Here is a 26,261-nt window from a genome sequence, read left to right on the forward strand (position 1 = left end):
GGAACGGGTGCTGCCCGACCGGGGTGCTCACATGCCCATAGGCGACAGCTGCCCGTACTGCGGCTGCTGCCCGAACATCCCCTGGCCCGGGAACTGTCCGAGCTGACCCTGCGGCTGCATGCCCGGGAACTGGCCGAACTGCTGCTGGCCGTAACCACCGCCCGACGGCTGCTGGCCCTGCTGGCCCTGCTGGCCCTGCTGGCTCTGCTGCACCAGCGTCAGGATCGCGATAGGCAGCGCCTGCTGCACGGACTGCTCCACAGCGCTGCGCACGCCCTGGAGCAGGGTGTGGTGCAGCGCGACAGCCAGGTACGGGTGCGCCTGGTGGGCCAAGCCCTGCTGCTGCAGCTGCTGCTGGACCTGCTGGATCTGCTGCAGCGTCTGCTGCATGCGCTGCGCCACCTGCTGGCTCGCCTGCTGGCACGCCTGTTGGATCGACTGCTGGACCACCTGCCCGATCTGCTGCTGGCCGATCTGGCCCCAGGGCTGCTGTTGGCCGTACTGCGACTGCGTGATCGGGGGCTGGCCGAACAGCTGCTGCTGGTTGTGCGGCTGCTGGGTCTGCGGCTGGCTGATCTGCTGGGGGGTGTAGACGGACATGCGGGACTCCTCCTTGAGTCTCTCGGTTTCGAAAGCACAGACGAGCGGCACGCCAGGAAAGCCAGCCTGCCGCCACCGAGCAGCAAAGCACCAACCGACCAAGAACACATTCCGGGACATACCGCCAAGCGACGGAGTCGCGTGACGGACGCGTTGACAATGCCCCCGGCCGCAGCATCCGCCCTGCTCCACGTGATCGTCCAGGCAGGCTGCAACACCGGTTCCCCACTTCCCGGTCGGGCGGCGCCGCGGTGACGCTGACTGGATGCGACAGGTAAGTGATCGTGCCCTGGGTGGTCGATGCCGCTGCGGCCCGGCAGATGCTGCAGGCCCGACTGCTGCGCCGCCCGGACTGCCGGGGTGTCCTGTGCCCCTGAGCGGCGGGGCTCGCTCATACGCAGGGCGCCGACCGGGCAGCGATCGCCCGCGACCTCGACGTCCCGGCACGCACGGTTCGGGACTGGCTACGCGCCGCCCGGCGCGGTGCCACCGGCCGGGTTCGTTGCACACCAGTTCGGAGCGGCCGGGCCGCAGCGTCACCGTGGTTGAGGTCGACGCGCCCGGGATGATGCCTTTCTCGGCCCCTGCGCCGCGGCCGCGTGGCACGCCTCCACCCCATGCCGCCGCGGCATCGATGCCCCCGGAGAGCCGATGGGGCGCTGCCCAACGGAGTGGCCTGCCGACCCCAGCCGGACTCGGTCTCGAACCTCTGTGCGCTAACCCTCCTGCACCACGGGGTGCGCGTGCTCGACGGTGTCGTCAATGAGGACGACCTGGTGTCCGACGGCGGCGAGCAGCGAGGCGGCGATCGCGGCCCGGAAGCCGCTGCGGCAGTGCACCCAGTGCTCGGCCTCCGGCAGGGACACGATGGCGTTGGGCAGTTCGGGCAGCGGGATGTGGCGGGCGCCGGGCAGGTGGCCGGAGCGCCACTCGCGGTCACTGCGGACGTCCAGGACCTCCACCTGTCGCCTGGGCCGGACAGTGGCGAGGGTGGCGAAGTCGGATCGCGGGTAGGAGGCAAGTTTTTGTGGGCCGACCCATTCGAGCGGGTTTCCGACGGCGGCAGCCGCAAGATGGTCGAAGCCGATCCGCAGCAGCTCGATGCGGGCTGCCTGCAACTCGTTGTGGTCGGCGGCCAGCAGGGTGACGGGGGCGTCGAACGGAACCAGCCAGCCGAGGTAGGTGGCAAGGGATCCGGAGGCGTCGAAGTTGACCGTGCCCGGCAGATGGACCGGCGCGTAGTCGGCTCGCGGACGCACGTCGACCACCCACTCGCCCGCTGTGATCCGGTCGGCCAGTTCGGCCGGATCCGCAAGCCTTGGCCCGGAGAGCGAGGCGCGGGGCGGCGGCCCGGCGGCGTTGATCGGCGCCATCCGACGGTAGTACGCGGGGCAGGGCTCCAAACCCGTCAGTGTCCCGGTCACGAAGGCGTCTTCGGCTTGGCTGAAGACAGGGTTCACGGCCCGTTCGCGGCCGATGGTGGAGCGTTGGACCGCGCCGACGGTCGTCGCGGCGCAGAAGCTGCCGAAGCCGTGGGTCGGCAGGATGACGGTGTCGTCGGGTAGGACCTCGGCCAGGTGGCGCACTGATCGGTACTGCTGGTGGGCGAGCGGCTCGGCCAGGTCTGCACCCATGAGGTCGGTACGGCCCGTGGTGCCGTACAGCAGGGAGCCGCCGGTGCATACCAGCCGAGACGCCCCGTCGGCGGGCGCGAAGGCGTAGGCGAGGTGGTGGTCGGTGTGCCCGGGTGTGGCGATCACCTGGATCCGCAGCTTCCCGGCCGTCAGTTGGTCGCCGTCGCCGACCCGGACGGCGTCGAAGCCAAGGGGCGGCCCGGCTGGCACCGCGTACGCCGCCTGGCAGCGGCGGGCGAGCTCCAGACCGCCTGTCACATAGTCGTTGTGCAGGTGGGTCTCCACGACCGTGTCGAGCCGCAGGCCGCGGTCCTCGAGCACACTGGTGACGCGCTCCAGGTCACGTTGCGGGTCCACTGCGACCGCGACCGACCCGTCTGTGATCAGGTAGCTGCGGTTCCCGAGGCTGAGCGTGGAGATCTGGATGATCTCCACGCTATCGGGCAGCCGCTCGGAGAGCCGCAGCTCGGCCTGGGTGGCCCGGCCCGGCTCCGCCTCGACCGGCATCTCCGTGACACCACGCGGCGAGAGCGCCCGCAACACCCAGTGCCCCGGGGGCACGTAGAAGCGGAATTCCCCAATCGCGGAGGTGACTACCTCACCGACGAACTCCCCTGCCGGATCGAGCAGCCGGACCCAGACGCCCGCGGCCGGCCCGTCGGCGACCTGGACGCGGCCGGTCACGACGGTTCGGATGGTGGGTTTGGGATCCACAGGTGTCGCGGTCATCTCTGATCCGTCTCGCGCAGCCCCGCCTATGCTTCCGGCGGGGTCACTTCTCGATCGGAACGCCGACCATCGAGCCGTACTCGGTCCACGAGCCGTCGTAGTTCTTCACGTTGGGGTGGTCGAGCAGTTCGTGGAAGACGAACCAGGTGTGGGCGCTGCGCTCGCCGATCCGGCAGTAGGCGATGGTGTGGCGGTCGAAGTCGACGCCTGCGTCGAGGTAGAGCGCCCGGAGTTCCTCGTCTGTCTTGAAGGTGCCGTCGTCGTTGGCCGCCTTGGACCAGGGGACGTTTCTGGCACCGGGGATGTGACCACCGCGCTGCGCCTGCTCCTGCGGCAAATGGGCGGGGGCCAGCAGCTCACCTGAGAACTCCTGGGGGGAGCGGACGTCGATCAGGTTCTGGTTCTGCTGCCCGATCGAGGCCAGCACCTCGTCACGAAAAGCCCGGATCGAGTAGTCCGGCTCCTTGGCGGTGTAGCCGGTCCTCGGTCGCTGCGGCACCTCGTCGGTGAGCGGCCGCGACTGCAGTTCCCAGATTTTGCGACCGCCGTCGAGCAGGCGCACGCGCTCGTGCCCGTAGACCTTGAAGTACCAGTAGGCATAAGCGGCGAACCAGTTGTTGTTGCCGCCGTACAGGACAACGGTGTGGTCGGGCGTGATGCCGCGCTCCGACATCAGCTCCTCAAAGCGCTTCTGGTCCACGAAATCGCGGCGGACCGGATCCTGCAGATCGTTCTTCCAGTCCAGCTTCACCGCGCCCGGGATGTGACCGGTGTCGTAGGCGCTCACATCCTCGTCGACCTCGGCGATCACCATGCTCGCGTCGTCCACGTGCTGCTGCACCCAGTCGGCGTCGACCAGGGATTGGTCCCGGCTCATGGGCATGCCTTTCACTCGGGGTGTACCCCTCTTCCAGCACAACCCCTGCCTCGGAAGGCGTCAACATCAGGATCCGCCTGGCACCTACGGGAACCCCGCTCCAGAGCTGGAGCGCGCCGGTCGCAGGGCCGCTGGAAGACGTCGCCGGTGCTGACGATGGCTGGAGGCTCGCTCCAAGCCCCTGGGCGCCGCTCTGGCCTCTGGCGTGCGCCGTAGCGGGCGGTCCCGCGGGGTGGCCTCTACCGGCCGGTCACATCGAGCTCGGCGTACATGCCAACGGCGTACTGGCCGGGTTCGTTGCACACCAGTTCGTAGCGGCCGGGCCGCGGCGGCGAGGGTGAAGACGCCGGAGCCGGTGTCCTGCCAGCTGACGGGGAAGACGATCACGGGTGCGTAGGTGAAGAACTGCTCTCCGTGAGCGGCTCACAGGATCGCGTTCCAGGCCACGGGCCGTAGGGCCGCGGCGAGCGCACCGGTCGCAACGACGGGCGCGGCTGCCCGGGTGGCGGCGATGAGGACGGCGGCGAGGACGGCCGACAGCGCGGCGCCGTAAACGGCCTGGACATCCCACATGCCACCCGGCTGGACCTCGACTACGGCAAGGCCGGAGCGGGACCGGCTTGGCTACGTGACGTCTGCAGCCGACTCAAGGAAAGCGGGCTGGAGCCGTTGGAAGGGCTCAAAGGCTACGACGAGGCCAGCGACATCCGCGACGATCTCGAGCCCAAAGAGATTCGCACGATCCTGCAGCACCTGCGCACGTTCGGGATCTTCTACGCCGCGCCGCTTGACCTCGACTACGCCATGCTGCAGAAGTTCCAGGCCGCCTACAAGCATCCTGAACCGGGCGACTGCGGCCCGCACACCAGCGACCCCACCAACACGGTCATGGGAGAGGCGGGAACCAGGCTGGCCTACTGGAGCAACGAGGAACGCCTTGAACTGCTGCGTTGGTACCGCTACCTGTTCATGTCGCGCTCGAAACCAAGCACCCACCTGCAGGCGCTCGGCCACCTGAGCGACGGCGAGCTGAGCGCAAACCGGAGGTATGGGTGCCGACCGTTGCGCTCCTGTCGCTATCGGTGAGTCGGCAGGAGCGCGAGTGCCGTCCGTTGCGACCGGTCAAGCCGAGCCTCTCCAGGCGGACGAGTTCCACGGCTCCCGGGGCAGCAGGTGGCGGAGGCCTGGGCATCAGTTGGTACCACTGGTACCATGGATACCATGTCGGAACCCAAGGCCATGAACCTACGCTTCCCCGATCCCGAGCAGCGGGCCGCCATCGCGGCCGCCGCAAAGCAGGAAGGGGTCAGCATGCAGGAGTACATCCTGTCCGCCGCCTACGCCCGCGCCACCGCCATCGAGGACAGGTTCCTGGACAGTTTCAAGGAATCGATGGCTCGCAGCGGCGCCGCGTTCGCCGCCGAGCCCAGCAGCATCGACGCCACCGCGGAGCAGCGTGCCGCTGAGCAGCAGGCGCGCGAGTTCGAGCAGCAGGGGCAGGGCCACGCCGCGTGACCCAGCCGGAACCGATCCACCCGCTCGACGTCACCTACCTGCTGCACGCCGCCGAGATCCTCGACGGCGACCCCCAGGTCGACGACTACGGCCCCCTCTACGCCGCGGTCGCGCGCGTCAACGCCCAAGCCATGGACCGTGACATCTACGGCTCCCTGCACCTCAAAGCAGCAGCCCTCCTCCAGACCCTGGCAAAGTTGCCTTGCCTGGAGCATTCCAACGAAGCCTTCGCCTGGCACTCCGCCGAGGCCTACCTCGCCCTCAACGGACACCGGCTCGACTACCCGCCCAAAGCAGCCCTCGCACTCGTGCGCGACGCCGCCTCCGGGGCGCTCGGTGTCGCCCGGATCGCCCGTCAGCTGCACGGCTGGACTGTCACCTGACTCCTCGGGCAGAAGTCTGAACAGCGAGGCACGGCCCGCCCGGTCGACGTACGAAGGGCTGTGTCACGTTGGTGGGGGTGTGACCGGCTGATGGCGTGTCAGGGTGTGGTGGGGCCGGGTGGCAGTTTCGAGTCAGGCCGCGGTGGGCATGGCGGCGGCACCGGTGATCTGGTCCCAGACCGCGAAGCGGATGGTCATCTCGGCGCGGTGGCCAGCGGCAGTCATCAGGTAGCGGCGTGGCCTGAAGTGGGGTGAGATGCCACTGAAGGCGGACAGGAATCTTTGTGCGACGCCGACCGCCCCGACCTCAACCTTCGGCACCCAACCCCCTGTCACCAACCTCCATGAACAGGGACAAACACACACCGTGCTGTACCGACCGGCAACCAACCGAGGTTTTCTCAACGAAATGATCTCGTGAGGTGACTCGGCCCAGCGGACCCGCGAGCCGCGATGGGTCCTGCGGCGCCGGCGGTCGTACTGTCGCCGGCGGCGGATCGGCACCCCGCGCGGTAGCCGGGCCCTCGGAAAGGGAGCCCTCGGGGAGATCGTGTTCGAGGTCGCGGATCTTGCCGGGAAGTTCTGCGATGCGGGTGCGCTGGGGGCCGTCCGCGACGCGACGGTAGGCCTGGTTGTAGGCGTCCCGACCGAGCCCGGAGTGCTCGATCAGCTGGTTGCGCAGCACGTGCAGGCCAGTGCTGCCGACGATGTGAGGAAAGAGCCGGAACAGGGCGTCGCGGGTCAACTGGCGCTGCGCTATGAGGGACTGGGCGATGCGATCTTCCGCCATGTCGACCTGAGGCATGAACGCCTCCTGTCCCGCGATCACGTCAGCGATCGTCCGGCGGCGACCTTGCGTTTCGGCGGTCTGCGAGGCGGAGGCGATGGCCGCGCGGGCGGCCGGGATGGCTGCCTCCGCGGCGTCGGCCAGGACGGTGGCGTGCATCAGCAGCGCATGGCGCGCCGTGAGTTCGTCCAGCTGTTCGTGAAGGTAGCTATGCGTGCGCAGGGCCTGGTCCTCCTGCGCAGTGGGGGCCTGTCGGGGGTCGGCTGAGGCGGTGACCCCGGTGAGGGTGGAGGCGGCCTGCACCAGCTGCGAGCACCGTTGCCGGCTCATACGGCCGACACACCTCAGCCGTTCACCGACGAACAGGCGCGCTCCGCGCAGAGCGGCCTCGGGGACACCGAGCCCGCACGGCTCCGCTTCGGACTGCTGTGGGACGAGACCGTCCACGAGCAGCCTGATGTCCTGGAAGGGGATGGCCGCGACCGACGCACGTCATGCCACCACGTTCTGCGGGATCTCCTGCTCCGCCCAGATGATCTTGCCGTCCGTGGTGTAGCGCGTACCCCAGCGTCGCGACAGCTGCGCCACGAGGAAAAGGCCACGCCCGCCCTCGTCCAGGGTACGTGCATGCCGCAGCCGTGGTGAGACGTTGCTCGAGTCGAAGACCTCGCAGGTCAGGACGGACTCGCGGATCAGTCGCAGGCGGATGGGACCCGAGGCGTAGCGGATGGCGTTGGTGACCAGCTCGCTCACCAGGAGTTCCGTGGTGAACACCAGGTCGCTCAGGCCCCAGGCTTCGAGACACCGCCCCGCCATGGCGCGCGCGCCGGACACGGCGGCCGGGTCGGAGGGCAGATCCCATGAAGTCACCCGGTCCGCGCCGAGCCCGTGGATGCGTGCAATCAGCAGGGCCACGTCATCGTCCCACCCATCGGCGTCCGGCCTGTCCAGCAGCTCACCGCACATGTCCTCCAACGGCCGGTCAGGGCTCGCCAGGGCCGCGTACAGCCGTGCCAGACCGACGTCCGGATCCTGGCCGCGGACCTCGAACAAGCCGTCGGTGTACAGGGCGAGCAGGGTTCCCTCAGCCAGCTCGATCTCGGCGGACTCGAACGGCAGACCTCCCAGACCGAGCGGCGGACCCGCCGGGAGATCGGGGAGGACCACCGGCCGGTCAGGACCGACGACGGCGGGTGGCGGATGACCGGCCCGCGCCATGACACACGTGAGGGCCACCGGATCGCAGACCGCGTACAGGCAGGTCGCACCGAGTTCCGACGGCGCTTGTCCGTGGTCCTCCGGGGATTCCTCGGCGATGAGCCCCAGCATCAGATCGTCGAGGTGGGCCAGGATCTCCTCGGGCGCCAGGTCGAGATTGGCAAGGGTGCGCACGGCGGTGCGCAGCCGGCCCATCGACGCCGCTGCGTTGATGCCGTGTCCGACCACATCACCGATCACCAGGGCGACCCGTGCCCCGGAGAGCGGGATGACGTCGAACCAGTCGCCGCCCACACCTCCGCCCGAGGGCAGATACCGCGTCGCCACCTCGACCGTCGCCTGCGCCGCGATCCGGCGTGGCAGCAGGAAGCGTTGCAATGCCAGCGCGGTATTGCGTTCCCTGGTGAACTGGCGGGCGCTTTCCACACCGAGCGCGGCCCGTCCGACGATCTCGTCGGCCACGAGGAGGTCGTCGTCGTCGAACGCCTCGCGCGGCGCACGACGGAGCAGGGTCGTCATCCCCACCACACTGCCGCGCGCCCTGACCGGGACCAGCATCAGCGCACACGGGCTGAGGATCGGTGCGGCCGTTCCGAGCAGCGCATCGGTGGCGATCCAGCCTGCGCACCCCTGCGCGGGCACGGCTTCTCTGCGAGAGGTCCCGTCGGACAGGCACTGCGCGCCCGGTGAACCCAGCGGGAACTGCACCAGACGCCCGACTTCTGCGATCCCCTCCGGCCCGTCGCCGTCGGTGCCCCTGCGTGCGACGCGCCGCAGCCGTTCGACGCCGGACAACGCTCCGTCAGGGGACTCGCCTTGCAGCACGGAGTCGAAGATGTCCACGGTGATCAGATCGGCCAGGTCCGGAACACACACCTCGGCCAGGCCCTCCGCGAGGCTGAAGACGTCGAGGGTCCTGGCCGTCCACGCTCCGGCCCTGCTCAGCAGTGCGAGATACTCCCGGGCACGCCATCGGTCGGTGACGTCGAGAACCATGTAGCAGACCCCCCGCACCCCGCCCGAGTCGTCCTCCAGCCGGAAGAACGACGTGGAGTAGGCGTGTTCGCGGTCGGGTTCGGCTCGTGTACGGCCGTGGTACTCGACGTCGACGGCGGGCCGCCCGGTCTCCAGCACCTCCCGCAGGACCGACTCGATGGCGACCGCGTCGAGCCGTGGCAGCACATCGCCCAGACGCTTGCCCAGGCGTTCCTCGCGGCTCACGCCGCCGAGCTGCTCCAGGGCGTCGTTGATCCAGACGTAGCGCAGGTCGGTGTCCATGAAGGCCATGCCGATCGGGGACCGGGCCAGGAACTGCCCCACCAGAGAGTGACCAGACTGCCACTCTCCGCCCTCGGAGGTGCGGTCTCCCCAAGAGCCGGAGGACATGGCGGACGGGTCCTGTCCCTGGCCTTGGTCACTGGTTTTCATCGCTGCTTCGCCATGGCCGCTCGTGGCTGATGAGGTTGTCCTCTCCAGCATGGCACCGCGCGAGAGCCTCGGCGTGGGTGCGCCGGGTACGCCGTCCGTGCCGATTACGGGCGTACGCCGGCCGCATGGGCGGGCGCCTCCGGGATCGCCCGGCACCGGTAGGTGCCCAGCGCGAGCTGTACCGTCACAGCAGGCTCCCCACCACGGCGGCCGGCCCGGCAACGAGCTCCTGGACAAGCCCGGTGACCGCCTCCAGGTCCAGGCCAGCTGTGTCGGCGAGCGCGCCCAGATCCACGGTGCGGCCGTCGACCAGCGGGCGCAGCACCGCCTCCGCCGCTGTTCTCGCGGTCCAGGCGCAGGACCAGCGCCTGGACCGAGCGGACGGTACGCGGCCATCCGGGCCGCTTGGGACGGCGGATGCGGGCGTGCCGCCGCTTCACCAGGGTGTGGTGCCACCGCAGCACCGTGTCCGGACGTACCAGAAGCCGGAGACGACGCAGCACCTGGCGCGGCAGCGGTGCCAGGAGCGCGGCAAGGAAGGCCCGGTCCTCGGGGGCAAACCTCACCCTTTGGGACCGAGTCGCCGCTCAAGGACCGTGATCTGGTGACGTAGGGCCAGGATCTCGACGTCCTTGGATCGGCACGCTCGTCGAGCGCACGACCAGGTTCACGATGCTGCTGCACCTGCCCCGGATGGACGGCTACGGCGTCGAACCACGTGTGAAGAACGGCCCGGCCCTGGCCGGCCGCGGCGCCGAGGCAGTCAAAGACGCGATCGCCGCCACGATCACCACGCTGCCCGAGCACTTGCGCCGCTCGCTGACCTGGGACCGCGGCAAAGAACTGGCCCAGCATGCCCAGCTCCGCATCGACACCGGGCTGCAGGTCTACTTCGCCGACCCGCACAGCCCCTGGCAACGGGGCACCAACGAGAACACGAACGGACTCCTTCGCCAGTACTTTCCGAAGGGCACCGACCTGTCGCGATGGGATACCGACGAACTCTCGGCCGTTGCTCTCGCACTCAACAACAGGCCCCGCAAGAACCTCGGTTGGAAGACACCCGCCGAAGCCCTCAACGAACATCTATTCTTGGTCCAAGAAGCCGGTGTTGCGACGACCACTTGAGGCCGGGTTGCGCTCCGTTGTCGCTGTGGAAGATCGCTCCGTCCAGGCTGCCGCCTCGCGTCAAGGCGGCAGCCTTCAGCGCGTCGGTGACCAGCTCGGTGCGCATGTGGCCGGCGATCGACCAGCCCGCCAGCCGCTTCGAGCACAGATCCAACACCGTGGCCAGGTAAAGGAATTGACCGTCTCCCACCGGGAGATACGTGATGTCGCCGACGTAGCGGGTGTTGGGTTCCGGCGCGGTGAAGTCGCGTCGCAGCAGATCGGGCACCGGCGTCGCGGACGGCTCCGGAATCGTGGTGCGGACCTTCTTGCGAAGATGCACCCCGACGATGCCAAAGGCCCGCATGACCCGTTCCACCCGCTTGTGGTTGACCCGCACTCCGGCGTCCGCCAGCTCGGCCGCCACCCGCGGGGAGCCGTAGGTGCCGTCCGAGTCGGTGTGGATGCGATGGATGTGCTCGGCCAGCTCGGCGTCCGCCAGCTGCCGCGCGAAGCGGGCCTCGGCGCCGGCCAGCCAGCGGTAGAAGCCGGATCGGGAGCATTCCAGTACCCGGCACAGTCGCTTGACGCCGAAGGCGCCGCGGTGGTCCTCGACGAACTGAAGCGACTCACCAGTTGTCCTTCGCGAAATACTTCGCGGCCCGCCGCAATATGTCCCGTTCCATCTCCAGCTCACGGACCTGCCGCCGCAGCCGGGTGATCTCCGTATCCTTCGCCGACTGGGCCGGCGCCGCCACCGCAGGTGGCGAGCTTTGGGAGTGCTCGGCCGTGTCCGCGGCCTTCTTCACCCACTGCCGCAGCGTCTCCGCGTTCACGCCCAGCTCCTCGGCGATGCGTGACACCGGACGGTCGGACGAGTGCACCAACGCCACCGCGTCAGCCCGGAACTCCGCCGGATACCTGCATGTCCCCACTCGGGACCCCTCTTCTCCCTGGACCACTCGTGATCCAGCCTCCGAGATGTCCACGATCAGGGGGGAGGCCCCCTCGGATCACACCCGCGGGCGAGGACGAGAAACCCAAGCCCCGCACCGGCCAAGCCGACAAGTGGGCGATCAACCTCACCGCCGCCACCCAGTACTACCAGCGCGAAGACCACCTCCACGTCCCCCGCAAACACGTCGAAACGATCACCATGGCCACCGTGAGCGGGGCCGACGGCAGAAACCAGAAACAGCAGGAACAGCAGGAACAGCGGGAGCAGCGGGAGGTCCGGCTGGGCGCCTGGGTCAGCAACCAACGAAGCAGGGCCACAACGCTGACACCGGAACGCATCGAGCAACTCTCCGCCATCGGCATGAGATGGGCGTAGCAAACGGGACGGGCGGGATCGAGAACAGCCCGAAAGACCGGAGACCACCATGAAGCAGCGACGCAGCGGCTTCTCCAGCAGGGCATGCAGCAGCGAAGTGAACTCGAGTACCGCCTGGGAGAACACATCGCCGAGCAGTGAGGCCCCGTCAGGCCTTGAACGGGCCGGTCGGCGCGCGTGACCGTGGGTTGTCCGAGCACCTGTCGTGCTGGGGCAGTCAGAGCGAACGGGCGGCCTTCGGTTACGGACGAAGGCCGCCCCATGCCGACCACAGCGGTGTTCGCGCCGAGGCCGCCGCCAGATATCCCGCTCTTCTCTCCCGTCCATATGTGGTGCGGGTGTCTCTGCCTGCCGTACCGCGGCACCGGGCCGGGACGGATGAAGTTCGGTGCAGGTGCGTTTACGGAGCAGTCGGGTGCGTCCTACCGCGGCGGCCGTTCGCGTGGGTTACTCAGCCACGCGGCGGCCGAGGTCGAGTTCCACGCCGTCTGGCCGCTGCAGTCCGCGTTCGAACAGCGAGCGTACGCGGTGCGCGTTCTCGGGTCGCCCGGCAGTCTGGAAATAGGCCTGAAGGCTAGCCCCGTAGGACTCGGCCGTCGGCAGGGACTCGACGTCCACCAGAGCCTTGATCCGGGTGACCGCAGTCTTGTCGAATCCTGCGATACGACGGGCGAAGGTGTCGACGAACTGCTCCAGTTCGCCCGCCGGCACGACGCGGTTGACATAGCCGTACTGTGCCGCGAGATCGGCTGGGAAGTCGTCGGCGCCCAGCAGGATCTCGAGGGCACGTCCACGGCCCACCAAATGAGGCAGCCGACCGCTGGGGTTGCCCCCGGGCACGGATCCGACGCTCACTTCGAACTGTCCCAGGATGGCACCGGGCCCGGCGAAGCGGGTGTCCGTCGCCAGGACGAACTCGCTGCCGGCGCCCCGGGCTCGGCCGTTGATCTCGCTGATCGTGACAGCGGGCACCTGAGCGAGCCGGTACAGGTTGTCGGCGAACGGATGCAGACCCGAGGGGGCCGGCTTCATGGCGGCCACACGAGACCGGTCCGCCTGGAAGTCCCAGTGCGCCATGAAGAAATCGGCGTTGCTGCTGCGGAAGACGACGACGGTCAGATCCGGGGCCTGCTCGATGCGGGTGATCAGCTCCGCGAGCTGCTCGATGGTGTCGGGGTCGATCAGGTTGATCTCTCCGTTGGAGAAGGTCACCCTCCAGTAGGACGGGCTGACCTCTTCGACGGCGAACTGCTCGTGGTTACTCATGCGGGGTCCCTCCTTGTGAGGACAGTGGTGCGCACAGAAGCGCTGTTCACGTAGGAAATCTCGGCGAGAGTGGGGCGGTCGTCCGACGTCTTCACGTGTCCTGCGCGCCGAGGCCGGGCAGAGGCCGCTCCATGTGCGTCTCGAAGTCGCCGGGGATGCCAAGGCTTCGTTCCTGGATGGCGGCGAGCCGCCTCCAGCCCGCCGGGCGACCCGCCGAGGCCCAGCCAGCGGCCACGGCCGGTGCACGGCCGGCCCGACGGCGCATGTGCAGGACGTTCCCAGCAAGGGCCATCCCCGCGAGCAGCACGAAGCCCAGTCCGCTGAGCACCACGCCGGCCCACCCGAACGCGGAGAACATGACTGCTGCCACAGCGGATCCGACGGCACCTCCGGCGAACACCGCGAAAATGTAGACGGTGTTCAACCGGGCTCTGATCGCGGGCTGCGCGGCGAAGATGCGTGTCTGGTTGGCGATCTGGCCGCTGGTGGTCCCGTAGCCGAGAAGATTGCAGCCGACGGCAAGCGCTATCAGCGACTGGCCGGCGAACCCGAACAGGGCGAAGGCGAGCAGCACCGACGTGAGTGACAGCATATTGACGCGTCGTGCGCCCCATCGGTCGCTGAGGCGTCCGGAATAGCGGGCGGCCAGGGCTCCAGGGACGCTGAACAGCCCAAAGAGCCCGATCACCGCGGGACCCAGCGCGATCGGAGGGGCGGTGAGGTGGAAGGCTAGTGACGACCAGAAGGCGGAGAAGGCCGCGAAGACCGTCGCTCCCAGTACCGCCGAGAGGCGCAGAGGCGCGTGCTCGGTGATCAGTCTGGGGAGTGAAGCCAGCAGGCGCCGATAGCTCTGCCGCGTTCCGGCCGGAGTCGGCGGATCGGCGGGCATGTAACGCGGGAGGACGAGGAGAAGGGCTCCGGTGGCCACGGCCGCGACGGCGAAGCCGGCCCGCCAGGTTCCGACAGCCTCGGCGATGAGGCCGGCAGCGGTGCGCGAGAGCAGGGCGCCCATGGTCAGGCCCGTCCCCACCGCCCCGAGGACACGTCCGGCGTTGCCGGGAGCGGCCATGGAGACGACGGTCGGCATGATGACCTGCGGGAGCACAGTGCTGGCGGAAAGTATGAGGGTGGCCATGCTCAGCGGAGCGATCGAAGGAGCGGCGGCACCAGCCAGGAGGGCAAGGGTGGTCACCACCAGGAGAAGGGTGGACAACCGTCGCAGCCGGACGCTGTCCGCGAGCGGCACGATGGCGATGATGCCCAGGGCGTAGCCGATCTGCCCTGTTGTGGCCACCAGCCCCGCAGCGGAGGCTGACGTGTGGAAGTCCTGGGCGATCTCGTCGAGTAGCGGCTGGGTGAAGTAGATGTTGGAGACGGTGATCGCTGTCGCGGCGGCGAAGACGGGGATGGTTCCGCGCTTCACGCCTGGACGTGTGATTGCGCTGGTCATGGGGTCCTCATGTCGTGATGTGACAGGCGGAGACGCGAAGCGTGGCAGGCGCGACGGTGCTCCGGTGCCGGCGACGTCCTCTGTCAGCGGCGTACGCTCTCAGACCCGGCCGAGCGGCTGCCGGCGGCAACATCGCCGCCGGTCACGCGGAGCGGGCTTCCGCTCCTGCGGTTCGGTGCCTCGGCCGGCTGAGCAGTGTCTTCAAAGGATTTCGTTTTGATGGATCACGGCTGGGTGGTGATTCAGTGCCATGAACTCTCCGGTGCGGAGCGGGCGTTCGTCCGTCCGCCGCTGCCTGCGTTCCTGCGTGGCAGGAGGCGGTCGGACGACCGCAGCCGTGCTGGCCGGGGTCGTGGGGAGGTTCCGTGCAGGGCTGCTTGGCGGGGACGCGCCCGAGCAGTGCGGCCCACTGGGCCACGCCGCAGGTCCGCTTTCACCGAAGGGCCAGGAAGGAATACGCATTCAACTACGGGGGCGACAGGCACGGCAGGAGGCGGCCCGTGGTCAGGCCGGCCTCTCCCACACGAGTTCGGCCGTGCGCTCCGCGCCCCACAGTCGGGTGGGGGTGGGGACGGCGAGGGTGAGCAGTGGGCCGTCGAAGCTCACCTTGCGTGTCTGGGGATGTCCGGTCCAGTTCGGGAAGAGGCTGGTGGTGACGTGATGCTCGACAGTGGTGGCGTCGACGACCTCGAACGGTCCGCCGTACGCGAGGTAGCCGACCGTCGTCCGGGCCAGTTCCTCGGGCATGGCATCCTCGAGCCGTGCGGAGCTCAAAAGTGGGCGATCGCTACGTCCCAGCTGGGCGGACATGTATCCCTGGGGGGTGTAGAGGATCAGTCCGTTCGGGTTGGGGCCGAGGGGCTCGATCACGTCCCCGTCAGTGCTCGTGGCGGTGTAGGACACGAGACGCCAGGCGCCGAGCAGTTTCCCGCGTACCTCGTCGCGGGCCTTGCGTTCGGCGTCCGCAGCGGTGCCTTCGGTGGCGTTCATGGAAAGGGGGCTCCTTCCATTCCAGGAGAGGGGGACCCGTCCGTAGCGGCGGACGGGTCCCGGGAGAACGGTTCAGCGCTGCGTGATTTCGCCGTCCACCAGTCGCCACAGGTGCAGCGGGTTCGCCTCGCGCAGTGGCTGCGGCAGGAGCTCGTCCGGGAAGTTCTGGTACGTGACCGGGCGGACGAACCGCTCGATCGCGCCCATACCCACGGACGTGAAACGACTGTCGGAGGTCGCCGGGAAGGGACCGCCGTGGGTGGATGCGTAGGAGACCTCCTGCGGGATGGAGAAGGCGTTGAACACGATCCGTCCCGTGCGGCGTTCCAGAACCGGCAGAAGCCGTTCGGCAATGCCGCGGTCCGCGGCCTCGGCGTGCAGGGTGGCCGAGAGCTGCCCGCGGAAGGCTCGGGCCGCCTCGAGCAGCTGTTCCGGTCCAGTCACCCTGACCAGCAGAACGGCCGGGCCGAAAACCTCCTCGCGCAGGGCGGGTTCGGCCAGTAGCTGCTCGCCGGTGACCTCGTACAGCAGGGACTCGCCGGCCCCGGCGTGCGTGCGTGGGGGTGTCGCCCTCAGCGATCCGGACGGCGCCGTCGTCCTCCAGGCGCTGCGCGTTGCGGGTGTAGGCGTCGTGGATGCCGGGTGAGAGCATGGTTCGCGCGGCAGCCTTCTTCACCTCGGCGGCCGCTGCCGCACGCAGCTCCGCGAAGCCGGGTCCGTCGGCCGCGAGGAGGATCGTGGGCTTGAGGCAGGCCTGTCCGACGTTGTACATGGCGCGCTGCACCAGGCTGGTGCCGATCTCCGCGCCACGGGCCGCGAGCGCGGCGGGCAGCACGAAGGTCGGGTTGACGCTGGTCATCTCGGTGAACACGGGGATGGGGTCAGGACGCTTCTGCGCCCGTCGGTAGAGGGCCATGCCGCCGCCCTCGGAGCCGGTGAACGTGACCGCCCGGACCAGCGGATGGTCCACGAGCTCCTCACCAATCTCGTTGCCGGCGCCCCGAATGAGAGAGAAGACACCTTCGTGCAGGCCCGCCTCCGCGACGGCTTCCTGGATGACGCGGCCCTGTATTTCCGAGGCGCCGGGGTGTGCGTTGTGCGCCTTGACGATCACGGGGCAGCCGGCCGCGAGGGCGGAGGCGGTGTCACCGCCCACCACGGAGTAGGAAATCGGGAAGTTGCTCGCGCCAAAGATCACCACAGGACCCAGGGCCGCCTTCTGCAGCCGGTGGTCCAGACGTGGTGCGGGCTGCCGGTCCGGCTGCGCGGGATCGATGGTCGCCTGCAGAAAGCGGCCCTGACGGACGACGGTGGCGAACTTGCGGAACACACCGGCGCTCCGCACGGCCTCACCCTCGAGCTGCGCCGCGGGCAGGCCGGTTTCCAGGGCAACACGTTCCGCGAGCTCGTCCTTGACCGCCTCGAGCTTGTCCGCGATGAGGTCAAGGAACGCGGCCCGCTCAGCCAGGCCGGTGTGGCTGTAGCTGTCGAAGGCCTCGTCCGCCAGGCGGACCGCGTGGTCGGCCTCGGCCGGGCCACCGAAAGCGAACTCGGGCTCGATGAGCTCACCGGTGGCGGGGTTGAGCGCCTTCATGGCCCCCGCGGTGGCGGCTACTCGGGACGCTCCGATCAACAGGGCTCCGGTCAGTGTCATGCGCGTTCTCCCTTGAATGCGGCGGTGAGCTCGTCGGTGGTGATGATGGCGTGGGCGTAAGTCGGGCCATTCAGGTCGTGAGCGGCGTGCATCATCTCCGGCAGGAACGCCGCGGTGGCGTCACGCACCAGCGTCACGTGGTAGCCCAGTTCCATGGCGAAGCGGCCGGTGGACTCGATGCAGGTGTTCGCCAGCAGACCCACGGCCACCACATGCGTGATGCCGTGCTGCTTGAGCTGGAAGTCGAGATCGGTGTTGGCGAATCCGCTCTGCGCCCAGTGCTCCTGGACGACTACATCACCGGGCTGCGGCTGGAAGTCGGGATGGAACTCGCCGCCCCACGTCCCGCGGGCGAAGCTGTGACGCTCCATGATGCTCAGCTGCGTGGGGTTGGGGTGGTTCCACGTTTCGTAGTCACCCGACTCCCATCGGCGATGCGGGACGAACACCACGCGGACACCAGCCTCACGGGCGGAGGCCACCACCGAATGCAGGTGCTCAAGCAGTCCGACCTCCTGCGCCATCTGCTCCAGGCGCGGCCAGATCTTGCCGCCCTCGGACAGGAAGTCGTTGTAAGGGTCGACCAGCAGAACGGCCGTACGACGAGGGTCGTAGGTAGGGGACATGGTCGCATCTCCAATCTGGATGACGGTCATCATCCACCAGCTAGATTACGTTGGTCATCCAGAATGTCAAACGAAAACCATAAAAGCCCTATATTGGACATGGGTGTATGATGGCCATCATCCAGTTATGTGGTGGCCATACTGCGCCGCCCCAAGGAAGGGCAGGGTCGACATGGGCCACTCGCAGGCCGAGAAGGCTGCGACCCGCGAACGGGTCCTGCAGATCGCCTCCCGCAAGATTCGCTCCGAGGACATCGCCCGCCTCGGTATCGCTGACCTCATGAACGAGGCCGGGCTGACACACGGCGGCTTCTACAAGCACTTCGACTCACGCGATGACCTGATCACACAGGCTGCCGCCGCCGCGCTGACGGAGGGCACGGCGAAGATGGAGCGCTCCGCACAGAAGAACGCCCGGGATCCGCAGGCAGGCCTCATCGACGCCTACCTGGCGAAGAGACACCGAGATGATCCGGCCACGGGCTGCGCGCTGGTCACCCTGGGCGCCGTCGCCGGACGTGATGACGGGCACCTCAAAGAGGCCTACGAGAAGCAGGTCCGCACATACCTGGACCTGATCGCGGGACTCGACAAAAACTCCGAGGACGCCCGGGCCGAGGCGATACTCACCCTCAGCGCCCTGGTCGGTGCCGTACTCATGGCCCGGGCCGTGGCTGACGAGGCCTTCTCCAACGAACTACTGGAGACGGTCAGAGCCCGGCTGACCTGATCCGCGAAGCGAAGACCTGGCGACGGACCTGAAGCCCAACGGGCATGACACCCGCGCGTGGCATCGCAGGGGGTGGGCGCCACCGCGCCTCCGCCACCCGAACCGCCGGGCTGCCCGCACTGCGGACTCCCGCAAGACCGGTACCCCACCCCGCACGAGGGCCACTGGGTACTTCTCGAGCCCGCCGTCGGTTGCTTGACGTGCACCGCGATGCGCTCAGCGGTGCGGTGACCGTCGGACGGACAGGACCGCCACATCGTCGTGCTGGGCTCCCTCCCCGGCGAACGCGCGCGCGTCGTCGTAGAGGGCGCGCGGCAGGTCGGTGGGGGAGAGAGATACGTGCTTGGCGAGGCGTTCGGCGACGGGGTAGAACGTGCCGTCGGCAGAGCGGGTCTCGGTGAGCCCATCCGTGGTCAGCAGCAGCGTCGCACCGGGTGGGAAGGCGAACCAGTCGACGGTCGCGGGTTCGGCGGCGAGTTCGGCGAGACCGAGCGGGACGCCGGAGCCGAGAGCCGGCGTGATGACGGTGGCGTCGTGCAGCAGTTGCGGCAGAATGTGCCCACAGTTAATGACTTGTACCTCTTCGTTCGCGTCGACGTTGACGATGAGCGCTGTGACGAACCGTTCGTCGTCGCCGGTCTGTGCGGCGTAGGAGTTGTGCCGTACGACAGAGGCGTCGAGGGCGTCGACGAGGGCGGTCAGGGTGGGCTCTCGGTGGGCCGTCGCCCGGAAGGCGCCGATGACGGCGAACGCGGCGCCGACCGCGGGCAGGCCCTTGCCCTGGACATCGCCGATCAGCACCCGGGTACCCCATGGAGAGACGACAACGTCGTAGATGTCGCCGCCAACGAGCCGGTCCTCCTGAACGGGCTCGTACACGCCGTCGACCAGGACGTCGTCGGTGAGCAGAGGCAGGGGGCGCAGGATGTGGCGCTGCATTGCGGCGGCGGTGGAGCGCAGCCGCAGCATCTCGTTCTCGCGGTGGATACGGCTACGGCACGCGTAGACGGAGGCCGCGCCCAGGGCGAGGGTGAGCAGCATCATGAGGATGCTGTCGAACCACCGCACCTCACCGTGCCGGACCAGCACGGTGACGATGACCACCAACGTGGTCCATGCAGCCACGAACTTCGTCTGGCGTACGGTGCACAGCGCGGACGCCGTCCCCGGCAGGAATACAAGGAGCCCGAGAAGCCACACCGGGGACTCGGACAGGGCACCGAGGGCCACCACCAGGACCGTCACTGACACCACGCCAATCATTACCTCGGCGTCGCGCGGTGGTTCGATGGCCTCGAAGGGATGCCTGAAACTCTTCGGATGCTTACGGGGCACGTGACCTCCCGGGCAGGTGGTGTACTCCCCGTACGGTAGGCAGGCACGGCCGTGGGTAAGCCGCGCCCCGCCGGACGATGTCCCCTGTGCGGTGACCAGCACTACATGCAGGGTCCGCGGCCCGTGGACTCCTTCGACCCGGTCGGATTCGATAACACGGGACCGGCGGACCAGCCGGTCACCGGCCTGGGGAGCGCGGAGTTGCAGCACTCCCTGGCAAAGATCAGGCGGCAGGCCTACGCGGTGACCGTCGGCACCGTCTCGCCGGAGACGGCCGGGCTGACGGCCCCGATCCGCGACGCGGTGGGCACCGCGGTGGCCGCCGTCGGCGTGGTGACGCCCGTCGAGACGTTCCGGCCGCTGCGGCTCGCGCCATATGACGATCCGGGCGAACGGGGAACGCGGACGCTGGCGAGGCGGTCGGACTCGATCAGGGTGCCGTCCAGGATCACGTGGGTCATGGCCTCGCTTCGGCGCCGGTCCAGGACCTTGTGCAGGTCCGGGGCTTGGTCGGCGAGGATGTCGATGCCCTCGTGGGGGTAGCGGTAGCCGGTGGCCTGGGAGATGCCGGCGTCGCGCGCCAGGCAGTGCACCCAGCCGCGTTCGCGGAACCAGCGCAGGACCAGGACGGCCTGGCGGAACGGGCCGAGTGCCCGGCTACCGCGCGGGGTGCCGATCCGCCGCCGGTGTGCGGCCGGCAAGCGTGAGAGGTGGTCCACGACGTGGCGCGGGACGTCGAGCGTGGCGACATAGGTGACCAACGTGAAGCCTCTGGTGGTTGCGGACATGATCTTGTGGTGAGACCCGCCCTACCAGGGGCTTTACGTGCGTCTGCGGTCGGGTGTGGTCCGTCCGACTCTCCTTCGCCAGGCGGTAGTTCACACCGCTTCGCGCAGGTCATTTCGCGGAGAAAACGTCACTGGCTGGCCCGTTCTTCCTAGGGCTCGGCGGACGAGCCGGCTAACGCGCCACGCGGTAGCGGAGGTAGACGACTCCCGAGCTGAAGGTGCGGGTCTCGACGAGTTCGAGATCCACCCGGCGCTCGCGCTGGGGAAAGAACGGGATGCCACCGCCAACCAGCACCGGGTAGACCCTGGCCCGGTACTCGTCGATCAGACCCAACGCGGCCGCCTCGGCGGCGAGAGTCGCGCCGCCGATCGCGATGTCGCCCTCCCCCGGCTCGGCTCGCAACCGCTCGATCTCCTCCGCCAGGCCGCCGGAGGCCGGGCGGGCATTGCCCTGCACCGTCGACAGCGTGGTGGAGAACACCACCTTTGGGAGCGGCTTCCAGATCGCGGCCCACTCGAGCATTGAGTCGTCGAGCGATGGATCCTGGTCGGCGGTCTCCCAGTACAGCATCGTCTCGTACAGCCGTCGTCCCAACAGGTGGCAGCCGACCTCTCGAACCTCGTCGGTGACGAAGCGAAAGACCTCCTCGTCGGGCGCCGTCCAGTCGAAGTCGCCGTCCGGCCCGACGATGTAGCCGTCAAGTGAGACGCCCATCGAATAGGTCACCCTGCGCATCAGAAGTCCTCCTCGGCAACGGGCTCGACAGTACGACCGTCGGCGCCGCAGGACCCATCGCGGCTCGCGGGATCCGCTGGGCCGAGTCACCTCACGAGATCATTTCGTTGAGAAAACCTCAATGGCCAATGCTCACCGTTCCTTCTGCGGAACGACCCTCACTATGGGCGCAGGCATCCACGTAGCCATGGGTGAAGTCAGAAGGGGCGGAAAAAGCGTTGCTTGTATCCACAGCAGGCAAGACGACGCAAACAGACAAGATGACACATCCGGAACCCAGTGCTGAGACAGGGGTGCGCCGCGGGAGCCGAATCCCGGCGAATGCCACCGTCTCGCTCTGCCCTGGAAGTGCTTCAAAAAGCTGCGGCGGAGAGGAACATCCTGTGCGCTCGCACCGGCGAACTGGCACTTCCGCAACGCCGGCCCACCCCTCGGCACAGTGACGAGGGCCGGCGAGCTCCTGGCGCAGAGCGGGACCATACTTCGACGTTCGGAGTCTCTCCAGCAGAGCGGCGACCAGTGCTTGGAGTGTGGCTGCGCCCAGGCCGATTTCAATGGGAAAGGTGTAACCCAGGTACGGCCCAAACTGGGTTGCCTCCACCGCCTACCCCAGAGTCGCTGGAACAACCACGACGACGCGGTTGTACGGCAACCAGTTCCTTGAAGCCGTTTACTACGGTTCCGCTTTAGTCGGACCCATTCCGAACGAGTGAATCAGAGAACACAAAGAGCCTGACATCCGTCAGGACACTGAGTAGCGGATACATTGAAATGGAGATGTTTGACGATGAGTGAAGACTTAAGGAGCGAGCATGGCGGCGGCACAACAGGCCACTCCGATCACGCCTCAGGTGGCCATGACCCTGGCCGCCATCGCGGCAACTGGAGCGACTCCGCGTCCGTCGGGGGAGACCCTTCAAGCCCAGACCGATCGGATCAAGCTCGGTATCTCCCGGCAGTTCTCCAACTCCCCCCTGACGAAAAACTGGACACCGACGTGGCTCGCGCTGAGCCCGGACAACGCGAACATGGCGTACATCGCCAAGAACAACGACGGCTCGAACCAGTTTGCCGTGGTCGTCCGCGGGACAATCGCCAGCGTGACCGACATTCTCGAAGACCTCGACGTCGGCACGGTGGTGCCGTTCACCGCCAGCGGGTCGACGTCCCCCATCTCCGTGTCGAAGGGGGCGATGGACGCCTTCACTCAGGTCGTCGACATGCGTTCGCTCAGCGCCAGCTCCAATCTCGTGCAGGCGCTCGCCGGCCTCTTGACGGGGATTCCGCAGCCGACGGTCTACGTGATCGGTCACAGCTTGGGTGGTTGCATCGCAAACATGGTCGCGCTGTACCTGAAGGCGCAGACCTGGCAGCAAAGCCAGCCGCAGTTCGGGGTGGTCACCTTCGCGGCACCCACCGCCGGTCTGGAGAGCTTCGCCGGCTACCTCACCTCCCAGTTCGGGAGCATGAACCAGCGCTACGTCAACGCCTACGACGTGGTGCCGCTGGCCTGGGCCGATCTCCCCACCGCGGAGAGCTGGTACCCGGATCCCGGACCAGCGGCGACCCTCGAGGTGAAGGTGCTCCTCGGGTCGATCGCAGCTCTGTGCGGAAACAATGTCTACGTCCAGCCGGGCACTGCCGTCAGCAAGAACACCGACTACATGCTCCGCGACGACAATTTGGTCAAGGCCTCGGTTGAGGATTTCCTGGGCCAGGTCGCATTTCAGCACGCCAACTCCACCTACCTCAGACTGCTGGACGCGCCCGTCCTCTCCGGGCCGCCGACGGTGACCGGCGTGATCCCCAGCTTCGGCGCATCGGGCACACAGGTCACTATCAAGGGCCGCGACTTCAGCAAGGATTGCAACGTCGACTTCGGCCCCGTCCCGTGCCAGAAACCACCCACGTTCAATCCTGACGGCACCATCACTGCCGAGGTGCCCGACGGGACCGGCATCGTCAACGTGTATGTCACCAACCCCTTGGGCACCTCCCCGGCCGTCCCGCTCGGGCAGTTCGCCTACGGCGGGCCCGAACCCGTGGTGGTCACTGGCATCACACCGGACAGGGGCAGGGCCAACGACTCGGTCACTATCTCCGGCGCGGGCTTCGCGAAAGGCGCCACCGTGTATTTCGGGAAGAACATCTCGCCATCCGTCCAGGTCGACTCGGACAAGATCGTCGCCAAAGCACCCCCGTCGGGCAAGGCTACGAGCACGACCGTGGACATCACCGTGACCGTGAACGGCTACTCGTCCCCCACCGGTCCAGCCGACGAGTTCACCTACACCGGGTGACACCGGAGTCGGTCAGCTCACTGGTCCCGGACAGCGGTCGCCCCGCGGTCCGGGACCACATCGCGTCCGTGAGCCCAATGGCCCGAACGCCGCTTCGCCATCGAAGGCGCCCGCGGCCTGGGCCGCACGCTCGCCCAGCAACTGGCCGACGCAGGCGAGAACGTGGCCGACGGGCCCGGGCCCGGTTCCTGGCCACCGGAGGAGACCGCAAGTGCACCGGACCGCAGGGCGATTCCCACCATTGGTCTCCACGCCCTCTGCCCCCACCGATCCGCCGCTGCATTGTCAGCCTGGCGTTCATCCCCCACCACCCCGATGGAGGCATCGGCACCCTGGCCCGGGTACGCGCCGTGCCGACTTCGACCACATGGTGCGGCTCGGCTGGGTCAGCTCCCCGCAGTCGATCGAGGTCCGCTTCGGCACGAGCCGGGCCGGGGCCGTCGACGTCGCGCTCTACACCACGGCGTCCGTCGACGCGGTCATCCCCGCCCACCCCGAGGTCGACTGGGAGCGGCTGCGCACGGTGAAGAAAGGCCAGCGCTCTCCGCTCGCCGCTCTGCAACCTGCCCCGGCCGGCACGATCAACGACGACGCTCCCCCGCGGCTGTTGCGTGAGGGAGCGTCGTCGTCACGACCCCGACGCCTTTGGGCTCGAGGTGGTGTGCAGCCAGTCGGCGACCTGCTTGGTCAGGCGTTCCTGGACCTGGGGGCGGCAGGCGAAGTGTTCGACGACCCGGGCTAGTTTGGACAGGCCGAGGATGCGGTGGCCGGGCAGGTAGCCGACGTGGGCGGTGCCGACGACGGGCAGCATATGGTGCTCGCACACCGATCGGACAGGGATGCTACGCGCCAGCACCAGCTCGTCGTAGCCCTCGTCGTTGGGGAAGGTCGTCAGGTCGAAGGGGCGCGGGCTGAACAGTTCGGCATAGGCGCGGGCCATGCGGCCGGGGGTGCCGTGCAGGCTCTCGGTGTCGGTTTGGACGCCGAGCGCTTCAAGGAACTGGGCCGCGGCGCGTTCGGCGCCGGACAGGTCTATGCCACCGGTGTCGTGGATGACGCGCAGCGGGGTGATGGACGGCATCGTCGTTCGGGGCCCGGGAATCCCGCGAAGCGGGTAGGGATACCAGCCGTTTCCGGTGCCGAGGCCGTGATCGGTGCGGTGGCGTCCATGACGTACTGCTCGTGGGATGTCGAACTGCGGGCGGCGGGTGGTGTTACGCCTCAGAATGGGCGCACGCTGGTGGGCGCGGTGCAGCAGCCGGCTCCAGACGGACGCAGCAGTGACCGGGTCTGGGCGCCAGGCACGCCTGGAGGCCGCTTTCGTCGAGCCCTTCCAGCACGCCGCGAAGCAGGTGGAGGTTCATGCCGCACACCGTCTGGGTGTGTTCGCGGGCGAGCGCATGGAAGGGGCAGTTGCCCAGGACGATGGCGTCACCGTCACCGCGGGGTTCGAAGCCGTTCTCTTCCAGCACGGCGAACACATCTGCCTGGCCCGGTCCGGCGAGCTGTGTGCCTAGCTCGTGGGCCTTTCGGTGCAGGACCGAACGGACCGGTTCACCGGTGGCTTCGGATTCCTCCAGCGCCTGGGCGAGGAGCCGTCCGGCCAGCTCGTAGTGCCGCTCGGGCAGGCTGACGGTGACCTGCTTGCTGGAGCGCTTGTAGAGCTTGGCGGGCCTGCCCGCTCCCGGGCCGGTACGTCCGCTGCGCCGTTCGTAGACGACGTCGAGCAGTGATTCGTCAGCCAGCCGGTCCAGGTGGAAGGCCGCGGTCTGCCGGGCAAGGCCGAGCGCCTCGGCGGCTTCATCGCGGCTGACCGGTCCCGGCTGGCGCACGACGTGATCGTAGAGCCTCCTGCGGGTCGGCTCGTCGAGCGCGGCGACGGCGGAGACGTCGGGGCGGGGTGCTTCCTTCGAGTGGTCCACGAACACCAGTGTAAAACCAATAGCAATTGACTAAAGAAGGTTTGCACGCTTCTATCGTTAGTGAGAGTTGTCGATAGAAGGAGGGGCATCATGTCGTCCGCACCCGCAACCACCACATCCACCGCCTCCCGGCGGGCCGCGCTCACCGACCCCGGCTACCAGGCGTTCGTCATCCTGCGCACCGGGTTCACCGTTGCGCCGATCCTGTTCGGGCTGGACAAGTTCGCCAACCTGCTCGTGGACTGGCCCACCTACCTCGCGCCGTGGATCAACGATGTCGTTCCGGGCAGCGCCCAGGCGGCCATGTACGCAGTGGGAGTGATCGAGATCGTCGCGGGCCTTGCCGTCGCGCTCGCCCCGCGCGTCGGGGGCTGGCTGGTGGCCGGATGGCTCGCCGGCATCATCGTCAACCTGCTGACCATCCCCGGTCACTATGACGTCGCGCTGCGCGACTTCGGCCTTCTGCTCGGCGCGGTCGCCCTCGCCCGGCTCGCACAGCGCTACCACGGCAAGCGGCAGTCTCACTGACAGCAGGCAGCCACGGTGACGAGGCGGGTGGGCCCCTCCATCGGCTCACCCGCACGCGTTGCCGTGGCGGACTCGGCAACCCGGAACGCAGTTCACACCCGCCTGACATCGAGCCACCACGCGGTCGCCAGCCTCCTGGCGGGTGAAGGAGCGTCTGCGCCCGGTCCGCAGGCGATTCGGGCGGTATGCAGAGGGCATCGCCCGAAGCGACGCGAGGGAGAAAGATGAGAACCTGGACCGGCTGGCCGCCGAAGGCGTAGTCGGCAGCATCAACCTCGGCAGCTGGGCCACCCGCCAACTCACCCGCTGGAAGGCCTTGCGCAGA

23 protein-coding genes and 8 pseudogenes are annotated in these 26,261 nt (G+C 68.3%); 11 read left to right on the forward strand and 20 right to left on the reverse strand.

From position 1 onward, the window contains the following. Positions 1–27: 27 nt before the first annotated feature. The 4 genes from OG972_RS42780 to OG972_RS42795 form a co-directional block, all read right to left on the reverse strand. Positions 28–600 carry a hypothetical protein gene (locus tag OG972_RS42780; protein WP_266991736.1) on the reverse strand — a complete coding sequence of 191 codons (573 nt, stop codon included), beginning with the start codon at positions 598–600 and terminating at the stop codon, positions 28–30. A gap of 716 nt (positions 601–1,316) precedes the next feature. Continuing rightward, positions 1,317–2,963: a DUF1416 domain-containing protein gene (locus OG972_RS42785; RefSeq protein ID WP_266991738.1), complete on the reverse strand. Its 1,647-nt coding sequence runs from the start codon at positions 2,961–2,963 to the stop codon at positions 1,317–1,319. Positions 2,964–3,006: 43 nt separating this feature from the next. Continuing rightward, entirely contained in the window at positions 3,007–3,840 is an 834-nt protein-coding gene (locus tag OG972_RS42790) for a sulfurtransferase (protein ID WP_266991740.1), read from the reverse strand. A gap of 423 nt (positions 3,841–4,263) precedes the next feature. Beyond that, the gene (locus OG972_RS42795) at positions 4,264–4,413 is read right to left on the reverse strand and encodes a hypothetical protein (protein ID WP_266991742.1); all 150 of its coding nucleotides are present in this window, start codon (positions 4,411–4,413) and stop codon (positions 4,264–4,266) included. Positions 4,414–4,509: 96 nt separating this feature from the next. Between OG972_RS42795 and OG972_RS42800 the strand changes: the two genes are divergently transcribed. The 3 genes from OG972_RS42800 (at position 4,510) to OG972_RS42810 (ending at position 5,738) form a co-directional block, all read left to right on the forward strand. Then, positions 4,510–4,926, forward strand: coding sequence for a hypothetical protein (locus tag OG972_RS42800; RefSeq protein ID WP_266991744.1), 417 nt, complete (start codon positions 4,510–4,512; stop codon positions 4,924–4,926). A gap of 126 nt (positions 4,927–5,052) precedes the next feature. After that, positions 5,053–5,355, forward strand: a complete 303-nt coding sequence (locus OG972_RS42805) for a DUF1778 domain-containing protein (RefSeq protein ID WP_266991746.1) — start codon at positions 5,053–5,055, stop codon at positions 5,353–5,355. After that, a complete protein-coding gene (locus OG972_RS42810; protein ID WP_266991748.1) occupies positions 5,352–5,738 on the forward strand; it encodes a fic family toxin-antitoxin system, toxin component in 387 nt (128 codons plus the stop codon). The genes OG972_RS42805 and OG972_RS42810 overlap by 4 nt, the downstream gene beginning before the upstream one ends. Positions 5,739–5,870: 132 nt before the next feature. On the opposite strand, the pseudogene OG972_RS42815 reads toward OG972_RS42810, so the two are convergent. The 4 genes and pseudogenes from OG972_RS42815 to OG972_RS42830 all read right to left on the reverse strand — a co-directional run. After that, positions 5,871–6,035 (reverse strand): annotated as a pseudogene (locus tag OG972_RS42815) (IS6 family transposase); the annotation flags it as partial. Between the two features lie 10 nt (positions 6,036–6,045). Beyond that, positions 6,046–6,972 (reverse strand): hypothetical protein, encoded by a 927-nt coding sequence (locus OG972_RS42820; RefSeq protein ID WP_266991750.1) that lies wholly within the window; start codon positions 6,970–6,972, stop codon positions 6,046–6,048. A 45-nt stretch (positions 6,973–7,017) separates the two neighbouring features. Continuing rightward, on the reverse strand, positions 7,018–9,129 hold the full coding sequence (locus OG972_RS42825) for a SpoIIE family protein phosphatase (protein ID WP_266991752.1): 2,112 nt from the start codon (positions 9,127–9,129) through the stop codon (positions 7,018–7,020). Positions 9,130–9,355: 226 nt separating this feature from the next. Further along, positions 9,356–9,496, reverse strand: coding sequence for a hypothetical protein (locus OG972_RS42830; RefSeq protein ID WP_266991754.1), 141 nt, complete (start codon positions 9,494–9,496; stop codon positions 9,356–9,358). A 278-nt stretch (positions 9,497–9,774) separates the two neighbouring features. On the opposite strand from OG972_RS42830, the pseudogene OG972_RS42835 reads away from it, so the two are divergent. Next, positions 9,775–10,299: pseudogene (locus OG972_RS42835) on the forward strand (IS30 family transposase); the annotation flags it as partial. 7 nt (positions 10,300–10,306) lie between these two features. Here the strand turns inward: OG972_RS42835 and OG972_RS42840 are convergent. Together OG972_RS42840 and OG972_RS42845 are read right to left on the reverse strand one after the other, a co-directional pair. Next, positions 10,307–11,024: pseudogene (locus tag OG972_RS42840) on the reverse strand (IS3 family transposase); the annotation flags it as partial. 12 nt (positions 11,025–11,036) lie between these two features. Beyond that, a pseudogene (locus OG972_RS42845) lies at positions 11,037–11,267 on the reverse strand (transposase); the annotation flags it as partial. A 23-nt stretch (positions 11,268–11,290) separates the two neighbouring features. Between OG972_RS42845 and OG972_RS42850 the strand changes: the two are divergent. Continuing rightward, positions 11,291–11,611 (forward strand): annotated as a pseudogene (locus tag OG972_RS42850) (helicase associated domain-containing protein); the annotation flags it as partial. Positions 11,612–12,058: 447 nt separating this feature from the next. Here OG972_RS42850 and OG972_RS42855 read toward each other — a convergent pair. The 6 genes and pseudogenes from OG972_RS42855 to OG972_RS42880 form a co-directional block, all read right to left on the reverse strand. Further along, on the reverse strand, positions 12,059–12,877 hold the full coding sequence (locus tag OG972_RS42855; RefSeq protein WP_266991756.1) for an enoyl-CoA hydratase/isomerase family protein: 819 nt from the start codon (positions 12,875–12,877) through the stop codon (positions 12,059–12,061). Between the two features lie 91 nt (positions 12,878–12,968). Continuing rightward, complete coding sequence (locus OG972_RS42860) at positions 12,969–14,327, reverse strand: MFS transporter (protein WP_266991758.1); 1,359 nt, start codon at positions 14,325–14,327, stop codon at positions 12,969–12,971. 504 nt (positions 14,328–14,831) lie between these two features. Beyond that, positions 14,832–15,317 carry a lipocalin-like domain-containing protein gene (locus tag OG972_RS42865; protein WP_266991760.1) on the reverse strand — a complete coding sequence of 162 codons (486 nt, stop codon included), beginning with the start codon at positions 15,315–15,317 and terminating at the stop codon, positions 14,832–14,834. 72 nt (positions 15,318–15,389) lie between these two features. Beyond that, complete coding sequence (locus OG972_RS42870; protein WP_266993060.1) at positions 15,390–15,761, reverse strand: hypothetical protein; 372 nt, start codon at positions 15,759–15,761, stop codon at positions 15,390–15,392. A 280-nt stretch (positions 15,762–16,041) separates the two neighbouring features. Further along, positions 16,042–16,971 (reverse strand): annotated as a pseudogene (locus OG972_RS42875) (aldehyde dehydrogenase family protein); the annotation flags it as partial. Next, entirely contained in the window at positions 16,968–17,597 is a 630-nt protein-coding gene (locus OG972_RS42880; protein ID WP_266991762.1) for an isochorismatase family cysteine hydrolase, read from the reverse strand. The pseudogene OG972_RS42875 and the gene OG972_RS42880, both read right to left, overlap by 4 nt. Before the next feature lie 172 nt (positions 17,598–17,769). On the opposite strand from OG972_RS42880, the gene OG972_RS42885 reads away from it, so the two are divergent. Continuing rightward, positions 17,770–18,327, forward strand: a complete 558-nt coding sequence (locus OG972_RS42885) for a TetR/AcrR family transcriptional regulator (RefSeq protein WP_266991764.1) — start codon at positions 17,770–17,772, stop codon at positions 18,325–18,327. Between the two features lie 72 nt (positions 18,328–18,399). Continuing rightward, positions 18,400–18,558, forward strand: coding sequence for a DUF6083 domain-containing protein (locus tag OG972_RS42890; protein ID WP_266992968.1), 159 nt, complete (start codon positions 18,400–18,402; stop codon positions 18,556–18,558). On the opposite strand, the gene OG972_RS42895 is transcribed toward OG972_RS42890, so the two are convergent. Beyond that, positions 18,544–19,590, reverse strand: a complete 1,047-nt coding sequence (locus OG972_RS42895; RefSeq protein WP_323135994.1) for a PP2C family protein-serine/threonine phosphatase — start codon at positions 19,588–19,590, stop codon at positions 18,544–18,546. The two genes, OG972_RS42890 and OG972_RS42895, sit on opposite strands and share 15 nt — an antisense overlap. A gap of 177 nt (positions 19,591–19,767) precedes the next feature. Here OG972_RS42895 and OG972_RS49715 point away from each other — a divergent pair, with 177 nt between their 5' ends. Next, positions 19,768–20,205, forward strand: coding sequence for an IclR family transcriptional regulator C-terminal domain-containing protein (locus OG972_RS49715; protein WP_353961660.1), 438 nt, complete (start codon positions 19,768–19,770; stop codon positions 20,203–20,205). Positions 20,206–20,622: 417 nt separating this feature from the next. On the opposite strand, the gene OG972_RS42905 is transcribed toward OG972_RS49715, so the two are convergent. After that, the gene (locus OG972_RS42905; RefSeq protein WP_266991770.1) at positions 20,623–21,186 is read right to left on the reverse strand and encodes a dihydrofolate reductase family protein; all 564 of its coding nucleotides are present in this window, start codon (positions 21,184–21,186) and stop codon (positions 20,623–20,625) included. Positions 21,187–22,043: 857 nt separating this feature from the next. Here OG972_RS42905 and OG972_RS42910 point away from each other — a divergent pair. Next, entirely contained in the window at positions 22,044–23,486 is a 1,443-nt protein-coding gene (locus OG972_RS42910; protein WP_266991772.1) for an IPT/TIG domain-containing protein, read from the forward strand. A 346-nt stretch (positions 23,487–23,832) separates the two neighbouring features. Continuing rightward, positions 23,833–24,054, forward strand: a pseudogene (locus tag OG972_RS49445) (hypothetical protein); the annotation flags it as partial. Positions 24,055–24,115: 61 nt separating this feature from the next. Here the strand turns inward: OG972_RS49445 and folE are convergent. Together folE and OG972_RS42920 are read right to left on the reverse strand one after the other, a co-directional pair. Continuing rightward, positions 24,116–24,656 (reverse strand): annotated as a pseudogene (gene folE, locus OG972_RS42915) (GTP cyclohydrolase I); the annotation flags it as partial. Between the two features lie 44 nt (positions 24,657–24,700). Next, positions 24,701–25,414: a metalloregulator ArsR/SmtB family transcription factor gene (locus tag OG972_RS42920; RefSeq protein ID WP_266991775.1), complete on the reverse strand. Its 714-nt coding sequence runs from the start codon at positions 25,412–25,414 to the stop codon at positions 24,701–24,703. Positions 25,415–25,498: 84 nt separating this feature from the next. On the opposite strand from OG972_RS42920, the gene OG972_RS42925 reads away from it, so the two are divergent. Further along, positions 25,499–25,936, forward strand: a complete 438-nt coding sequence (locus OG972_RS42925) for a hypothetical protein (protein WP_266991777.1) — start codon at positions 25,499–25,501, stop codon at positions 25,934–25,936. Positions 25,937–26,261 lie beyond the last annotated feature (325 nt).

The organism is Streptomyces sp. NBC_01669, from assembly GCF_026339735.1.
GTDB classification, from domain to species: Bacteria; Actinomycetota; Actinomycetes; order Streptomycetales; family Streptomycetaceae; genus Streptomyces; species Streptomyces yanii.